This window comes from Streptomyces sp. NPDC054863 (assembly GCF_053610825.1).
This window is the reverse complement of sequence record NZ_JBSGZD010000185.1, coordinates 1-15,748: the sequence shown is the minus strand read 5'-3', so window position 1 is coordinate 15,748 and position 15,748 is coordinate 1. Positions and strand designations below refer to the sequence as shown.

At 73.1% G+C, this 15,748-nt stretch carries 14 protein-coding genes; 5 read left to right on the top strand and 9 right to left on the bottom strand.

Annotated features, from left to right (window positions below):
* Positions 1 to 56: 56 nt before the first annotated feature.
* The 3 genes from ACWGIG_RS26680 to ACWGIG_RS26670 all read right to left on the bottom strand — a co-directional run bounded on the left by ACWGIG_RS26680 (position 57) and on the right by ACWGIG_RS26670 (position 2,899).
* On the bottom strand, positions 57 to 347 hold the full coding sequence (locus ACWGIG_RS26680; RefSeq protein ID WP_453324214.1) for an antibiotic biosynthesis monooxygenase family protein: 291 nt from the start codon (positions 345 to 347) through the stop codon (positions 57 to 59).
* A 64-nt stretch (positions 348 to 411) separates the two neighbouring features.
* Positions 412 to 1,410: a DMT family transporter gene (locus ACWGIG_RS26675; protein ID WP_453324213.1), complete on the bottom strand. Its 999-nt coding sequence runs from the start codon at positions 1,408 to 1,410 to the stop codon at positions 412 to 414.
* Positions 1,411 to 1,429: 19 nt separating this feature from the next.
* Complete coding sequence (locus ACWGIG_RS26670; RefSeq protein WP_453324212.1) at positions 1,430 to 2,899, bottom strand: MFS transporter; 1,470 nt, start codon at positions 2,897 to 2,899, stop codon at positions 1,430 to 1,432.
* 118 nt (positions 2,900 to 3,017) lie between these two features.
* Between ACWGIG_RS26670 and ACWGIG_RS26665 the strand changes: the two genes are divergently transcribed.
* Positions 3,018 to 3,788 (top strand): SDR family NAD(P)-dependent oxidoreductase, encoded by a 771-nt coding sequence (locus tag ACWGIG_RS26665; protein WP_453324211.1) that lies wholly within the window; start codon positions 3,018 to 3,020, stop codon positions 3,786 to 3,788.
* A 54-nt stretch (positions 3,789 to 3,842) separates the two neighbouring features.
* Here ACWGIG_RS26665 and ACWGIG_RS26660 read toward each other — a convergent pair whose 3' ends face one another.
* Positions 3,843 to 5,135, bottom strand: a complete 1,293-nt coding sequence (locus ACWGIG_RS26660) for an activator-dependent family glycosyltransferase (protein ID WP_453324210.1) — start codon at positions 5,133 to 5,135, stop codon at positions 3,843 to 3,845.
* Positions 5,132 to 6,784, bottom strand: coding sequence for an FAD-binding oxidoreductase (locus ACWGIG_RS26655; protein WP_453324209.1), 1,653 nt, complete (start codon positions 6,782 to 6,784; stop codon positions 5,132 to 5,134). The genes ACWGIG_RS26660 and ACWGIG_RS26655 overlap by 4 nt, the downstream gene beginning before the upstream one ends.
* 313 nt (positions 6,785 to 7,097) lie before the next feature.
* Here ACWGIG_RS26655 and ACWGIG_RS26650 point away from each other — a divergent pair, with 313 nt between their 5' ends.
* Positions 7,098 to 7,784, top strand: a complete 687-nt coding sequence (locus ACWGIG_RS26650; RefSeq protein ID WP_453324208.1) for a dTDP-4-dehydrorhamnose 3,5-epimerase family protein — start codon at positions 7,098 to 7,100, stop codon at positions 7,782 to 7,784.
* Here ACWGIG_RS26650 and ACWGIG_RS26645 read toward each other — a convergent pair.
* On the bottom strand, positions 7,745 to 9,193 hold the full coding sequence (locus ACWGIG_RS26645) for an NDP-hexose 2,3-dehydratase family protein (RefSeq protein WP_453324207.1): 1,449 nt from the start codon (positions 9,191 to 9,193) through the stop codon (positions 7,745 to 7,747). The genes ACWGIG_RS26650 and ACWGIG_RS26645 overlap by 40 nt on opposite strands.
* A 165-nt stretch (positions 9,194 to 9,358) precedes the next feature.
* Between ACWGIG_RS26645 and ACWGIG_RS26640 the strand changes: the two genes are divergently transcribed.
* The gene (locus ACWGIG_RS26640; RefSeq protein WP_453324206.1) at positions 9,359 to 10,450 is read left to right on the top strand and encodes a Gfo/Idh/MocA family protein; all 1,092 of its coding nucleotides are present in this window, start codon (positions 9,359 to 9,361) and stop codon (positions 10,448 to 10,450) included.
* On the opposite strand, the gene rfbB is transcribed toward ACWGIG_RS26640, so the two are convergent.
* The 3 genes from rfbB to ACWGIG_RS26625 all read right to left on the bottom strand — a co-directional run bounded on the left by rfbB (position 10,443) and on the right by ACWGIG_RS26625 (position 13,582).
* Positions 10,443 to 11,459, bottom strand: a complete 1,017-nt coding sequence (gene rfbB, locus ACWGIG_RS26635; RefSeq protein WP_453324205.1) for a dTDP-glucose 4,6-dehydratase — start codon at positions 11,457 to 11,459, stop codon at positions 10,443 to 10,445. The genes ACWGIG_RS26640 and rfbB overlap by 8 nt on opposite strands.
* Positions 11,456 to 12,523 (bottom strand): glucose-1-phosphate thymidylyltransferase, encoded by a 1,068-nt coding sequence (locus ACWGIG_RS26630; protein ID WP_453324204.1) that lies wholly within the window; start codon positions 12,521 to 12,523, stop codon positions 11,456 to 11,458. Before ACWGIG_RS26630 ends, rfbB begins: the two co-directional genes overlap by 4 nt.
* Positions 12,524 to 12,634: 111 nt before the next feature.
* Positions 12,635 to 13,582 carry an MBL fold metallo-hydrolase gene (locus tag ACWGIG_RS26625; RefSeq protein ID WP_453324203.1) on the bottom strand — a complete coding sequence of 316 codons (948 nt, stop codon included), beginning with the start codon at positions 13,580 to 13,582 and terminating at the stop codon, positions 12,635 to 12,637.
* A gap of 212 nt (positions 13,583 to 13,794) precedes the next feature.
* Here ACWGIG_RS26625 and ACWGIG_RS26620 point away from each other — a divergent pair, with 212 nt between their 5' ends.
* The gene (locus ACWGIG_RS26620; RefSeq protein WP_453324202.1) at positions 13,795 to 14,871 is read left to right on the top strand and encodes a serine hydrolase domain-containing protein; all 1,077 of its coding nucleotides are present in this window, start codon (positions 13,795 to 13,797) and stop codon (positions 14,869 to 14,871) included.
* Positions 14,872 to 14,906: 35 nt separating this feature from the next.
* Positions 14,907 to 15,695, top strand: coding sequence for an SDR family NAD(P)-dependent oxidoreductase (locus tag ACWGIG_RS26615; RefSeq protein ID WP_453324201.1), 789 nt, complete (start codon positions 14,907 to 14,909; stop codon positions 15,693 to 15,695).
* Positions 15,696 to 15,748 lie beyond the last annotated feature (53 nt).

Genomic DNA, 15,748 nt, shown 5'->3' with positions numbered 1-15,748 from the left:
CGGGGAGGGCCGGGCGGGGCCCGGCTGCGTACGGCTGCGTACGGCGTGGCAGCGGGTCAGGCGACGCGCGCGGACACCCCGGTGTACAGGTTCGACTCGCTGGTGCTCAGCGCGCGCAGCGCCGCCCGGTGCGCCCCGAACCCGGGCTGGCGCAGCGCCTGTTGGAAGGACGCCTCGTCCTGCCACTCGGCGATGTTCACATATGCGGCCGGGTCGCTCGTGTGCCGCACCAGACGGTGGCCGAGGAAACCGGGCTGGGCGGTGAAGAACAGCGACGCCTCGTCGAAGACGCGCTCGAACTCCGCGGCCGGCCCGGTGACCGTGAAGCGATTGATGAAGGTGATCACAACAGCGTCCTTTGGTCCGTCACGAGGGGGAGTACAGGTACGTACGGGTACGGGCGGCGGCCGGTCAGCGCGGCGGGCCCGCGGAATCGGTGAGCGCGGGCTCCCGGCGGACACCGGCGGCCCGGGCGTCGGGCCCGGCGGGACCGTCGGGCCCGGCGGCGGCGCGCGACCCCCACGAACTCCTGGCCAGCACCAGCCCGGCCAGGATGACCGCCATCCCCACGATCTCGCGCGGCGCGAGCCGGTACCCCTCCAGCAGGACCGTGCCCAGCGTGAGCACCACCGGTACCGCGTACAGCACGCTGGAGGCCCGGACCGGGCCCTCGTCGCGGATCAGCCGGGCGAAGCACAGGTAGACGAGACCGGTGTTGAGGATGCCCAGGACCAGCAGCGCGCCGACGACGGCCAGGGACCACTGGGGGGCGCGGTCGAAGCCGCCCTGGGGCATGTTGAGGGACGCCCAGCCGACCCCGATGACCGCCTGGGAGGTGGCGAGGACGAGCGGCGGCATGTCCTGGCCGCCCTTCTCGGCGGGGCCCATCAGCTTCGCCATGAGCAGCATCGACCAGCCGTAGGCGATCGCCGCCACCGCGTTGACGGCCGCACCCGCCGACAGCCACGCGGCGCCGGTCTCCCACGGTGCGTACAGCACCAGCACACCGGCGAAGCCGACGAGCAGCCCGGCCGCCAGCGGCAGCGGCACCCGGGCGCCCCCGCGCCGCATCAGGACGAGCAGGACCACGCACAGGGGAACGCTCGCGTTGAACACCGACACCATGCCGGCGTCGGCCCCCAGCGCGTCGTCGACGAGCTCGACGAGCAGGACCGGCAGCGCGTTGGCGAGGAAGGCGATGAGGATCAGTTGCGCCCAGACCCGCGGGCGGCGCGGCAGCCGGGCGCTGCTCAGGAGCAGCACGCCCAGCATGGCGACGGCGCCGACGAGGATCCGGAAGAAGCTGAACTGCGCCGAGTTCAGTCCCTGGAAGACGATTTTGATCCAGAAGTAGCTGGATCCCCACATCAGGGCGACGACACCGAAGTGCGCCGCGGTGTTGAACCGCACGGTGATTCCTCCTGCTCTCTCAGTGGTCCCGGACGGGCGCATCGGCGCCACCGGTGGGTCGGACGAACAGGGCGGCGAGGAAGGCAGCCGCCGCGCAGCAGGCGCCCGCGACGAAACTCGCCTGCATGCCGGAGACGAACTCCTGGCCGCGCGCGGCGCCGCGGCCCGCGTGGGAGGCGACGGTCACCAGGATCGCGATGCCCAGCGAAGCGCCCAGCGTCTGCAGCGAGTTGTGCACGCTGGAGGCGGCGCCCGCCTCGTCGCTGCGCAGCCGGGAGGTGGCCAGCATCATCGGCGGGATGACGTAGCAGGCCATGCCGCAGCCGAAGACGACCAGCGGCGCCAGCACATCGGTCGCGTAGTCGAACTCCGGGCTCAGCCGGGACAGCCACAGGTTCGCGGCGGCCAGCAGCAGCGCCCCCGCCAGCATCACCCGCCGGGCCCCGAAGGCCCGCTCCAGCCGGACGACGACGCCCGACATGACCACCATGGAGACGGCGATCGGCGACAGCGCGAAGGCCGTGCCGAGCGGCCCGTAATCGGTGAACTGCGGGAAGAACTGCACGAGGAAGAAGCCCGTGCCGATGAGCGCGCCCTGCACGGCGAACGTGCCCGCCCACGCCCAGACGCGGTTGCGGTCGGTGAACAGCCGCAGCACCAGCACGGGTTGCCTGGCCCGCCGCTCGACCAGGACGAAGACGGCGAACAGCAGCGCGCCCAGGGCGATCGGGCCGACGACCGTGAGGTCCGACCACGGGTGCTCCGCGACGCGGGCCAGACCCAGCACCAGCGCGGTCGCCCCCAGCGTGGACAGCAGCGCGCCGAGGAGGTCGAACTGCCCCCGGGCGCGCGGCGTCTCCTTCAGTACGAGCGGGGCCAGCAGCAGGATCAGCAGTCCGACGGGAACGTTCAGCAGCAGCACCCAGCGCCAGGAGCTGACCGACGACAGGGTGCCCGCGAGCAGCAGACCGCCCGTGGTACTGGCCGCGCCGACCGCCGTGCACACCGCGATGGCCCGTTTGCGCGGCGCCCCCTCGGCGAACATGCTCAGCACCAGCGCCAGCGCGCTGGGAGTGGCGAGGGCGGCGCCGACCCCCTGCACCGCCCGTACGGCGATCAGGAAATCGCCCGAGGAGGCGGTCGCCCGCAGCGCCGCGGCGAGCGTGAACAGGGCGACGCCCGCCAGGAACACCCTGCGGCGTCCCAGCAGGTCGCCCGCGCGCCCGCCGAGCAGGAGCAGCCCGCCGAAGGCCAGCAGGTAGGAGTTCATCGCCCAGCCGAGCCCGACCGGGCTCATGCCCAGGTCCTGGCTCATTCCCGGCAGGGCGATCTGCACCATCGACTCGTCGAGCAGGACCATCGCGTTGCAGCCCGCCAGCAGGCCGAGCGCGACACCCGCCCGTGCCCCGCGTCCGCGTGTCGGGGGCGCCGGGGGGACCGGCACCCGCGTCTGGCCTGGCGCCGGTTGTTCGGACGTGTGCACGGACATGCCTTGCCTCCTGGGAGTTCGACGGGGCCGGTTTCCGGCAAGCTCCGGCTCGACTTCCGGCCACCTTCCCAGCGGGCGCTAGAGCGGCCTTCGAGCGCTGACGGCTAACGTCCGCGCCATGACGACCTCCCCCAGCAGCAGTACCGCCCGGCCCGCCGTGGTGATCACCGGAGGCGGTACGGGCATCGGGCGCGCCACCGCGCGGGCGTTCGCCGAGGAGGGCGCGCGGGTACTGGTCGTGGGCCGCACCGCGTCGACCCTCACCGAGGCGGCGGCCCAGCACCCCTCCGTACGGACCCTGGTCGCCGACCTGACCGCACCGGGCGCGGCGCAGCACGTCGTGGCGACGGCGCTGGAGGTTTTCGGCCGGCTCGACGTCCTCGTGCACAACGCCGCGGCCGTACTCCCCGAGCCCGCGGGGGAGTTGACCCGGGCCCACGCACACGCGCAGCTGGAGACCAACCTGCTCGCCCCGCTCTTCCTCACACAGGCCGCGCTGCCCGCCCTGAGCGCCGCGCGCGGCACCGTGGTGGCGGTCGGCACCGCGGCCACGCTCGGCCGCCGCACCTTCCCCGGCATGTCGATGTACGGCGCGTCCAAGGTCGCCCTCGACTTCCTCGTCCGCACCTGGGCGGTGGAACTGGCCCCGCTGGGCGTCCGCGCGGTCGGCGTCGCCCCGGGCGAGACCGACACCGGGATCGGCGTACGCATGGGGTGGAGCGCGCAGGAGATCGCCGACCACCAGCGGGAGGCGGCTGCCTGCACGCCCTCGGGCCGGGTGGGCCGCCCCGAGGACGTGGCCTGGTGGATCGTCCGCACGGCCAGGCCCGAGGCGCTCACCACGAGCGGCACCACGGTGGCCGTCGACGGCGGCGCCTCGCTGGTCTGAGCCGGCCCCCTGCCCGTACGTACGGCGAGGGGGCCGGCACCGCCTGACAGAAGGTCAGGAAGGCAGCCCCGCCCGGGCCGAGGCCGTCATGCGCTCCAGGACCGGCACGATGTCGTTCGGCGCCGGCTCCCGCAGGATCTCGGCGCGCACCTTGCCCGCCGCCTCGGTGAAAGACGGCTCCGTCAGCAGCCGCAGCAGGGCCGCCCGCAGGGCCTCCACCGTCAGCTCATCGGCCGGCAGGGACAGCCCGTACCCCAGCTCCTGCACCCGGCGGGCCTTGGCGACCGTGTCCCAGCCGTACGGAAGCAGCACCTGGGGCACCCCGTGGAGCTCGGCGGTGGTCCGGGTGCCGATGCCGCCGTGGTGGACGACGGCCGCACAGGTCGGCAGCAGGTCGTTGAGCGGGACGAAGTCCACCAGCCGGACGTTGTCGGGCACGGCCGGACGCTCGGCGTCCCCGTGTCCGCCGAGGGTCGCGACGATCTCCGCGTCCACGTCCGCGAGCGACTCCAGCACGGCGCCGAAGGAGAAGCCCGCGTGGTCGAGCTCGCCGGACACTCCCAGCGTCAGGCACACCCGGGGCCGCTCGGCCGGCCTGCGCAGCCAGTCCGGCACCACCGACGCGCCGTTGTGCGGGACGTAGCGCACGCCGACCGTGGGCACTCCGAGGTCGAACCGGGAGCCGGGCGGGGTGATGTCCACGGTCCACTGCCCGGTGACCATCTCCTCGGTGAACCCCAGGCCGGGGGCGTAGCGCCGCAGCACCCGCTCCAGCCACTCGGCCGTCGGGTCCTGCGCCGCCGCCGCGGCGGGCAGGAGCGCCGTGCGGCGCAGGAACTCCTGCCGGGCCCGCACCGTGATGTCCATGCCGTGCAGCAGCCGTGCGTGCGCGGCCCCGACCGCCCGTGCCACGACGGCGCCCGCGTAGGTGTGCTGCTCCCACACCACCAGGTCCGGCCGCCAGTGCCGGGCGTAGGCCACCAGGTCGTCGAGCATGGGGTCGTTGCTGACCGAGGCGTACAGCGAGGGCACCGCGATGCTCTCCAGGGCGAGCAGCGACTCGTACGTCCACTGCGTGCGGTCCTCGCCCGTGAAGTCGAAGCCCTGCACGTGGTCGGAGCCCTCTTCGAGGATCTGACCCAGCAGTTCGGGCGCGTGGGGGTCGTCGGAGTACCAGCCGGGAACGCCCACCGGCACCGCGGTCAGGCCGGTGGCGGTGATCTGGTCCGTCAGGTCCGGGTGGCTGGCCACCCGCACCTCGTGACCGGCCGTCCGCAGCGCGGAGGCGAGCGGCACCATCGAGAAGTAGTGGGTGCCGTGCGGGAAGGAGACGAACAGCACCCTCATCGGCCCGGCTCCGCCCGGACGGCCAGCGTGTGGCGGAACACGTCGCGCGGGTCCCAGAGGGCCTTGACCCGCTGGAGCCGCGGATAGGCGTCCTTGTAGTAGAGGCGGTGCCAGGGCACGCCCGAGGTGTTCCACCCCGGGTCCGCCATGTCGACGTCCGGGTAGTTGATGTAGCAGCCGTCGGCGCCGCGGCCCGGCACCGGGACCCCGCCCGTGGAGGCGTACAGGTCCCGGTAGAGCCGCCGCAGCCAGTCGACGGCCCCGGCGTCCGCGGCCGGGTCCTGCCAGGTGTTCATGTAGAGCGCCTTCAGCACCGAACTGCGGTGCGTGGAGGCGGTGGCGTCCTGCGGCACGGAGTTGATCGCCCCGCCGTACGACTGGAACGACACCGAGGCGGAGTCGTGCCCGTTCCCGGTGCTGTTGAGGTACGTGTACAGCACGTCGGCCTGGGCGGCGTCGTGGCCGCGGCGCAGATACGCCGACTTGATCTTGTGGCGTCCGGTGTCGCCGTCCTGGGCGGCGGCCAGCGACTCCGTCGCGGCAAGCCACGGCTGACTGCTGATCCCGCTGATCTCGGGCGGGCCGCCCACTCCCTCGGCGATGGCGGCGGAGTACTCCCGCAGCAGCCGCTCGGCGTCCGGCCGGGAGCCGTCCATGTGGGCGAAGCTGACCGCGGCGGGACCGGGGTCGCCGGCCCGGGGCCGCCCGTACAGCACCAGCCCGCCGAACAGGCCGGCGTACGGCGAGCGGGCGTCGCTGTTGCGCTCGTGCCACTGGCCGTGGTTGCGCACCAGCCGGCGGAAGGAGGCCCGGTCCATGCCCTCGCGCGGGAAGTACACACTGCCCGTGAGCGTGTTGCCCGGCGGGCGGGGCAGCAGCCGGGCGGGGTCCGTGCAGTGGGCGGGCGCCTGCGGCGAGCGGAACCAGTAACGGGTGACGACACCGAAGTTGCCGCCGCCGCCACCGGTGTGCGCCCACCACAGCTCGCGCAGCGGGTCCGTGCGCTCCCGGGTGGCGACGACCGCCCTGGCCCGGCCCGACGCGTCGACGACGACCACCTCGACGGCGTACAGGTGGTCCGCGGCGAGCCCGTGCGCACGCGACAGCGCGCCGTAGCCGCCACCGGCGATGTGCCCGCCCATGCCCACGGTGGCGCTGGCACCGCCGGGCACGGTCACGCCCCAGCCGTAGTAGAGCTTCTTGTACATGTCGAACAGCCGGGCGCCCGCCTCGACGACGAAGGCGCGCCGCTGCGGGTCGTAGCCGACGGCGTTCATCTCCCCGAGGTCGATCACCAGCCGCACCGCCGGGTCGCCGGCCACGTTCTCGTAGCAGTGGCCCCCGCTGCGCACCGCGATCCGCCGGCCCGTCCGTACCGCGTCGCCGACCGCCCGCACCACCTGCTCGGTGGTGGAGACCAGCCGGAACGCGTCCGGGCGTGCGGTGAACCGCTTGTTGCTGCCGCGCTGCGAGAGGTCCGCGTAGCGCGGATCGTCCGGGGTGACGACCGTCCCGCCGTCCGGGGGGACGGCCGGGGCGCGGGCGGGCCTGCCCGCGGCGTGCGCGGGCACGGCACCCGCGGTGAGCCCGGCGGCGGCCGTGAGGGTGAGAGTGCGCGCGACGAAACTGCGGCGGCTGGGAACGGTCATCGTTCGCCTTTCTCCATGGTCCATCCGGCGGCGGCACGTCCCGCCCGCGTAGTGCCCCGATGGTCGGTTCACCGGCCGCAGCCGGGCTCGGGCCCCGCTGGAGCCACCACACCCCGCGCCACCACACCCCGCGCCACCACACCCCGCGCCCCGCGCTGCACCCGACACCCGGCTGCGCGCCCGCGCCCAGCCTCCTCGTGCCCGCGCCCTGCCCCGCGCGCCCGGCCCCGCCCGCCCCCGCGTCGACCGCGGCTCCAGTGCGGGCCCGCACACTGTGGGGCCCGCAGCCGGGCCCCGCCCCTCAGGAGGACAGATGACGACCCGCCCGCACCCGGAGCACACGGCCGCCGCCCCGCACCAGGCTCCCTCCGGCCCCGCCGTTCCACAGCCCGCCGCCCCGCACCCCGCCGTACGCGAACTGGCCGTCAGCGGCGCCTTCCTGTTCAGCCCGCAGGTCTACCGCGACCTGCGCGGAGTGTTCGTCTCCCCCTTCCAGGGCGAGGAGTTCGCCGCGGCGGTGGGCCACCCGATGCCCCTCGCCCAGACCAACCACAGCCGTTCCGCCCGCGGTGTGCTGCGCGGCCTGCACTTCACGACCACCCCGCCCGGCCAGGCCAAGTACGTGCACTGCGCGCGCGGCCGGGCCATGGACATCGTGGTCGACCTGCGGCTGGGCTCGCCCACGTTCGGCGTCCACGACGTGGTCGAGACGGACCCGCACGACTTCCGCTCGGTGTACCTGCCGCTGGGGGTGGGGCACGCGTTCCTCGCCCTGGAGGACGACACCGTGATGTCGTACGTGGTGTCGTCCCCCTACCGGGCGGGCCTGGAGCAGGCGATCGACCCCTTCGACCCGGAACTCGCCCTGCCCTGGCCCGAGGACCTCGTCCCCACCCTCTCGGAGCGGGACACCGGGGCGGTCTCCCTGGCCAGGGCCGAGGAGCTCGGCATGCTCCCGCGCTACGAGGAGTGCCTGGCCCTCACCGACGCCTTCCGCTGAGGCCGGACCACCGCGGTGCGCGGGCGCGCCGGGCGCCCGCCGCCGGGCAGGAAGCCGATCAGCGCGAGCAGGCTGCGCGCCTCCACGTTCAGCCGGCTTCCGTGCGCGACGAACCCGATCAGCTGACGCACCGTCATCCAGGCGTACCCCGGCGGCACTTCGAGCGGGAAGTCCTCCTCCGCCTCGACCAGCAGGTACCGGTTCTCGGCGTGGTGGAAGCGCCCGCCCTCCTCCGACTGGACGGTGTCGAACCGTATCCGCTCGGGCCCCGCGGCCAGGACCACGTCCAGGAAGTGCGGGTACGCCGCCCCGCCGGGGCCGTGGTCCGAGGGCTGGCACTGCACGGTGGGGGCCAGCTCGACCCGGGCCAGCGCACCGGTCTCGACCCGGGTCTGGACCAACAGGTGCAGCGTGCCCGCCACCTGCTTCGCCACGAAGGCCACCACCCCCCGGCTGCACGGCGCGATCATGGGCTGGGACCAGCCGGGCACCTCACGGCTGGACGCCGCCACCCGCACCCCCAGGACGGTGAAGTGCCTGCCCTCGTCGTGCCGCAGGACGCCCTCCCGCAGCGACCAGCGCGCCAGCCCGTCCAGCGGGACGAGGCGGCGTTCCAGGGTGCACCGCTCCCTGGCCAGCTCCAGCCGGTCCAGCAGCGCGGCGCTGTCGTGCAGCCGGTCCCCGTCCGGCCGCCAGGAGGCGGCCAGCGCCCCCTCGAAGGAACCGGGGGCGAAGGTAGCGGGGTCGGGGGAACCGGGGTCGCCGCCCTGGGGACGGCGCAGTCCGATCGCCCCCGAGAGCACCGTACGGGTGTCCATGTTGATGACGTTGTCCGTCTGCAGCAGCTCCGCGACCTGGTCGAAGGACAGCCAGCAGAAGTCGTCGAGCACCGGCACGTCCTCGTCCGTACGCACGATCATGTTGCGGTTGCGCTTGGCGAGGAACCACGCGGCCTGCTCCGACTGGAGCGCGTCGGCGATCACCTCGCCGCGGGGCGGGAGGAAGTACTCCAGATAAGGCACGGGCCGCCCGCCGTGCACCCCCGTGTAGTTGCTCCGGGTGGCCTGCACGGTGGGCGAGAGCTGCACCAGGTTCACGTTCCCCGGCTCCATCTTCGCCTGGAGCAGGCAGTGCGCCACACCGTCGAACTCCTTCACCAGGACGCCCAGGACGCCCTGTTCGGGCTGCACGATGATCGGCTGCTGCCAGGAGTCCACCGCCCTGCCGGAGCGGGCGACGTCGAGGCCCCGCACCGAGAAGAACTTCCCGCTGCGGTGCACCAGGTCGCCCGTCCCCGCTTCCTGGGACCAGCCGTCCAGGAGATCGAGGGGTACGGACTCCACCTCGCACTCCTGCGCCCTGCGCCGCCCTTCGAACCAGCGGTGGAACTCCGTCGTGTCGCGGAACATGGAAGGCCTCTCGTCGGGGGTCGAAAGTCCGGGGCCCTCGCGGGGCCCGCCCGGAGTCGCTGCCCGAAGTCTCGCCGCGCGTTGTCGAGCCCTCCTCGACCCGGGATCGAGCCGTCTTGGACACGGTGGGCCACCTCCACGTCCCCGTACGAGACTGGACCCGCCATGACACGTGAGACGCCCTCCCGCCCCCCGGCCGTTCCGCCCGCGCGCACCGGCCAGGCGCTGCGCTTCGGCGTGCTCGGCTGCGCCGAGTTCGCCCGCCGCCGCATGCTGCCCGCCATGGCGGCCCACCCGGCCGTGGAACTCGTCGCCGTGGCCAGCCGGTCGGCCGACCGGGCCCGCCGGGCCGCCGAGCCCCACGGCGCCCGGCCCGTCGAGGGATACGCACGGCTGCTCGCCGACCCCTCGGTGGACGCCGTGTACATCCCACTGCCCGCCGCGCTGCACGCCGAGTGGGTCGGCGCCGCACTGGAAGCCGGCAAGCACGTCCTGGCCGAGAAACCCCTGACCACCGACCCTGAGCAGAGCCGCGCCCTGCTGGAGCGGGCCCGCGCACGGGGCCTGGTGCTGCGGGAGAACGTCCTGTTCGTCCACCACGGACAGCACGCGGCGGTACGCGAACTCCTCGCGGGCCGGGCGATCGGCGCCCTGCGCTGCCTGCACGCCGCGTTCACCGTCCCCGCCCCGGCCGACGGCGACATCCGCTACGACCCGGACCTCGGCGGCGGCGCGCTCGCCGACATCGGCCTGTACCCGGTGCGGGCGGCGGTGCACCTGCTGGGCCCGCACCTCGACGTCGCCGGGGCGGTGCTCTCGGCGGAGCCCGGACGCCGGGTGGAGACCTCGGGGGCGGTGCTGCTGCGCCGGGCCGACGGGGTCGTCGCGCAGTTGACCTTCGGCATGGCGCACGCCTACCGGTCGCGGTACGAACTGTGCGGCAGCGAGGGCCGGATCACGGTCGACCGGGCGTTCACCCCGCCGGCCGACCACGCCCCGCGGCTGCTGCTGGAGAACGCCTCGGGCTCCGAGACGGTGACCCTGCCCGCGGAGAACCAGGTGGCGGCGGCGCTGACCGCCTTCGCCGCCGCCGTGCGCGGCGACCGCACGGCCGACGACACGGCCGACCTGCTGGCCCAGGCACACCTGCTCGCCGGGATCCGGCGGGTGGCCGGGTGGCCGGCCGGCCCGCCGGCCCTCGGGGCCCCTGGGGACCCCGGGGAACCGGCCCCGGCGGACCGGCCGGAGCTCAGGTAGTCAGCGCCAGCGGGCGGTCCGCCGCGGGGGCGGGCCGCAGCAGCGGCTCCCACCACGCCCGGTGCTGCCGGTACCAGGCCACCGTCTCGGCGAGACCCTCGGCGAAGTCCTTGAGCGGGCGGTAGCCGAGCTCCGCGGTGAGCTTGCCGCAGTCCACCGAGTAGCGCCGGTCGTGGCCCTTGCGGTCCTCGACGAAGTCGGCCCGGGACCAGTCGGCGCCGCACGCCTCCAGCAGGAGCCCGGTGAGCTCCCGGTTGGTGAGTTCGGTGCCGCCGCCGATGTTGTAGATCTCGCCGGCCCGGCCCCGGGTGCGCACCAGCTCGACGCCGCGGACGTGGTCGTCGACGTGCAGCCAGTCGCGGATGTTGCCCCCGTCGCCGTAGAGCGGCACCCGGCCCCCGTTCAGCAGCCGGGTGACGAACAGCGGGATGATCTTCTCCGGGAACTGGTGCGGCCCGTAGTTGTTGGAGCAGCGGGTGACCCGCACGTCCAGGTCGTGCGTGCGGTGGTGGGCGAGGGCGACCAGGTCGCTGGAGGCCTTGGCCGCGGCGTAGGGGGAGTTGGGGGCGACCGGATGGGTCTCCGGCCAGGACCCGGCCGCGATCGACCCGTACACCTCGTCCGTGGAGATGTGCACGAACGTCTCCAGGCCGTGCCGCACCGCGGCGGTCAGCAGGGTCTGGGTGCCGCCGACGTTCGTACGGATGAAGTCGGCGGCCTCGGTGATGGAGCGGTCGACGTGGGACTCCGCCGCGAAGTGCACGATCTGGTCGTGCTCGGCGACGAGCGCGTCCACCAGGGGCGCGTCGCAGATGTCGCCGTGCACGAAGGAGTACCGCGGGTCGTCGCGGACCGTGTGGAGGTTGGCGAGATGGCCGGCGTACGTCAGTTTGTCCAGCACCGTGACGGCCGCGCAGGGGTTGCCCTGCGGCCCGAGCAGCGTGCGGACGTAGTGCGAGCCGATGAAGCCCGCGCCGCCGGTCACCAGAATGCGGGGAAGTGTGTTCATGAGGAGATCTGCACCTTGCTGTGGTCGCCGAGGATGAGTCGATTGCTCGCCGGGATCCGCACGGCCGGAGTCACTGTCACGTTGCGGCCGATCAGCGAGCCCTGCACCCGGCGCACTCCGTCCAGGTGCGAGTCGCACAGGACGATGGAGAATTCGATCTCGCTGTCCTCGATCCGGCAGTTCTCCGCGATCGAGGTGTACGGGCCGACGTACGAGCCGGTGACGACGGTGCCGGCACCGATGATCGCGGGGCCGACGATGCGCGAGTCGCGCACCCGGGCGCCCGGCTCCAGCCTGACCCGGCCGATCAGTTCACTGGCCGCGTCGACGGTGCCGCCGGTGTACGGCTCGATGCTCTCCAGCACCGACCGGTTCACCTCCAGCATGTCCGTCACGTTCCCGGTGTCCTTCCAGTAGCCGGAGATCGTGGTGGGCCGCACGTCGCGCTTCTCGTCGATCAGCCACTGGATGGCGTGGGTGATCTCCAGTTCGCCGCGGGCGGACGGCTCGATGGCGGCCACCGCCTCGTGCACGGCGGGCGTGAACAGGTAGACGCCGACCAGGGCGAGGTCGCTCCTGGGATGTGCGGGCTTCTCCTCCACCCCCACGATCCGTCCGGCGACGTCGAGTTCGGCCACCCCGAAGGCGGTCGGGTCGGGTACCCGGGTCAGCAGGATCTGCGCGTCGGGGCGTTCCCGGGCGAACTGCTCCACGAGGGGGGTGATGCCGTCGATGATGAAGTTGTCGCCGAGGTACATCACGAAGTCGTCGTCGCCGAGGAAGTCCCGGGCGATCAGTACCGCGTGGGCCAGACCGAGGGGCGCCTCCTGGGGCAGGTAGGTCACGTCGAGCCCGAACTTCGATCCGTCGCCCACGGCCGCACGGATTTCTCCGGCGGTGGCGCCCACGACGATGCCGACTTCGCTGATGCCCGCGTCCGCGATGGCCTCCAGCACGTAGAAGAGGACGGGCTTGTTCGCCACCGGGACCAATTGCTTCGGGGAGGTGTGTGTGAAGGGCCGCAGGCGGGTGCCTGAACCTCCGGACAGCACGAGTGCCTTCATGCGGGCGACGCTACGACCGCATACTCAAATACGGGTCGGGAGCCGATCGTGCGGCCGGTGCCGGACCGGCCGGGCAGGCGCCGCCGGCCCGGCGGTGTCGGCCGCTGCCGGTCAGGCCAGGCAGCACGGCTGTCCGCCGTAGTAGGTGTTCATCTCGCCGAGCGCCTGCTGCAGCACGGGCATCGGCAGCGGGTCCGCGGCATCGGTGCCGCGCAGTTCGGCGTAGGCGCGGTGCAGGTTGGGAACCAGCCGCTCGGCGTCGAGGAGTTCGGCGTACGGGCCCAGGTCCGACTCCTTCGCGGCCTGCATCGGTGTGAGCCCGGCCGCCAGGCCCCGCTCGGCGATCCGGCCCAGCAGCGTGACGTACCCCTCCACCGCGTCGAGGACCTCGGGGCCCGAGACGGGCCCGTGGCCGGGCACGACGGTCTCCGCGCCGAACGCGCGCAGCCGCTCCACCGCCGCCAGGCTGCCCGCCACCGACCCCATCAGGAGGAACGGCGTCACCCCCGCCATCACCAGGTCGCCGGTGAACAGGACGCGCTGCTCGGGCAGCCACACCACGGTGTCGTTGGAGGTGTGGGCGCGCGGCCCGATGTGCACCAACTCGGCGCGGACGGCGCCGACATGGAGGGTGAGGCCCTCGCGGTAGGTCACCTGCGGCGGCGTCAGCTCGATGTCCCCCCACTCGACGTCGGGCCACATGCCGGTCAGGTGCAGGCCTGCGGCGATCATCTCGCTCCGGGTCCGCTCGTGCCCCAGGACCAGCGCCTCGGGGAAGAGGAAGTTGCCGAAGGCGTGGTCGCCGTGGAAGTGGGTGTTGACGACGGAGCGCGGGGCGGCGGGGTTGCGGGCGAGCGCGGCCTCGCGCAGGTGGCGTGCCCGGGTCTCGGTCGCGGCGGTGTCCACGAGGGCGCTCTGCCCCTCGGAGACGATCACCCCGGCGTTGTTCAGGCACCAGCCGCCGGGGGCCTGTACGAAGGCGTGGACGCCCTCGGCGACCTCGGTCACCTCGGCAGGGGGTGCGGGCGCTGCGGCAGGGGCGACGGTGCGTGACGGCACGGCGGTACTCCTCACGGGGTTCGGCGGACGGGGCCGATTCTGGCTGCGGCGGCTCGCAGCACGGTCGAAGGGGTACGGAGCGGGGCCGGCCGCCCCAGTGCCGCTCCAGCGGCGCCCCGCCCGCCCTCGACGCGGCATGGGGACGCTCGGTCGTGCACGCGGACAGAACCCGCGCATGTGTATGAACTGCCAATCGATGGGGGTTTCGCGAGATGACGCAGACGACGATCGGCCCGCCGACGGCCTCGGTACTCCAGCAGGCCGTCCAGGGCGCGGCGGACCGGCTGGTCGAGCTCGGCGCGGCCGGTGTCCAGTTCCGGGTCGCACGGGGCGAGGAGGCCTTCGTCGTGACGTCGGGCATCGCCGAACTCGGCTCCGACCGGCCCGTCCCCGAGGACGGACGCTTCCGTATCTCCTGCATCACCAAGCCGTTCGTGGCCGTGGTGGTCCTGCAGCTGGTCGCCGAGGGAAAGATAGAGCTCGACCGCACCGTCGAGAGCTACCTGCCGGGACTGATCCCGTACGGCGAGCGGATCACCATCCGCAACCTGATGCAGCACACCAGCGGTCTGTACAACTACATGGACTCCTTCCAGAAGCCGGGCGACCGGTTCCTGAAGGACCGTCACCGGCACTTCGAGCCCGAGGACCTGATCGCCATCGCGGCGGCCAAGCCGCTGGAGTTCGAGCCGGGCACGAAGTTCGCGTACTGCAACACCAACTACTTCATCATCGGTCTGCTCATCAAGAAGGTGACCGGCCGCGGCCACCGCGAGGAGATCACCGACCGCGTGCTCACGCCCCTCGGGCTGGAGGAGACCTACCTGCCGGGCGACGACCCGAACATCCCCGGGCCGCACGCCCACGGCTACATGCAGATCGGCGGCGAGCCCGTCGACGTCACCGTGATGAACCCCTCCGAAGCCGGCTGCGCGGGCGAGATCATCTCCACCACGGCCGACCTGGACCGGTTCTTCACCGCCCTGTTCAGCGGCAAGCTGCTCCAGGAGCCGCAGTTCAAGGAGATGACCGACGCGCTGCCGCGCGAGATGATCGAGAACCTGCCGATGGGCATCGGCTACGGGCTCGGCATCATGAAGCTGGAGAACGACGCCGACCTCGACCTGTGGGGCCACGGCGCGGGCATCCCCGGCTACGCCACCTTCGCGGCCACCACCCGCGACCTCTCCGCCCGGGTCCAGCTCTCGTTCACGCTCGGCGACAAGGACTTCGGCCACGACGCCGAGCAGGCCGTCATCCGCGGTGTCAACACCGCTCTGTGCTCGTGACCGGCGGAATTCCGGAATCCGGGACCACCGAATCGGTGACTGCCGAATCCGGTACCCCGGAATCCGGTAATTCGGATTTCGCGGGGAAAGGCGTCGTCATCACCGGCGGCGGCAGCGGAATCGGTGCCGCCACCGCACGTAAATTCGCCGAAGAGGGCGCACAGGTACTGATTGTCGGGCGGACCGAGGCCACCCTCAAGGAAACCGCCCGCGGGCACGACCGCATTCACGTACTGGCGGCGGACATTCACGACGCGGACGCGCCCGAGCGCATCGTCGCCGCCGCGCTGGGCGCCTTCGGACGCATCGACGTCCTGGTGAACAACGCGGCCGTCACCGGATTCGCCTCCCTGGCACAACTGGACCGCGACGAGGTCCGCGCCCAGCTCGGCACGAACCTCATCGCCCCGGTGTTCCTGACCCAGCAGGCCCTGGACAGCCTGGAGGCCGTCAGGGGCGTCGTGGTCAACGTCAGCTCGGCCGGCTCGCTGGGCCGCCGGGCCTGGCCGGACAACTCCGTCTACGGCATGGCCAAGACGGCGCTGGACTTCCTGACCCGCACCTGGGCCGTGGAGCTCGCCCCGCGCGGCATCCGCACGGTCGGCATCGCCCCCGGGGTCGTGGACACCGGCGTCGGGGTCAGGGCCGGCATGCCGGAGGAGGCCTACCGGGCGTTCCTCACGGAGATGGCCGGGCGGATCCCCTCGGGCCGCGTCGGAAGTCCCGAGGAGATCGCCTGGTGGATCGTGCAGCTGGCCAGGCCGCAGGCCTCGTACGCCAACGGCACGGTCCTCGCGGTGGACGGGGCGCTGTCCGTCACCTGACGGCCCGTCCCCGCACGACGACACGAGGCGGCGCCACCGGAGGAATCCGGTGG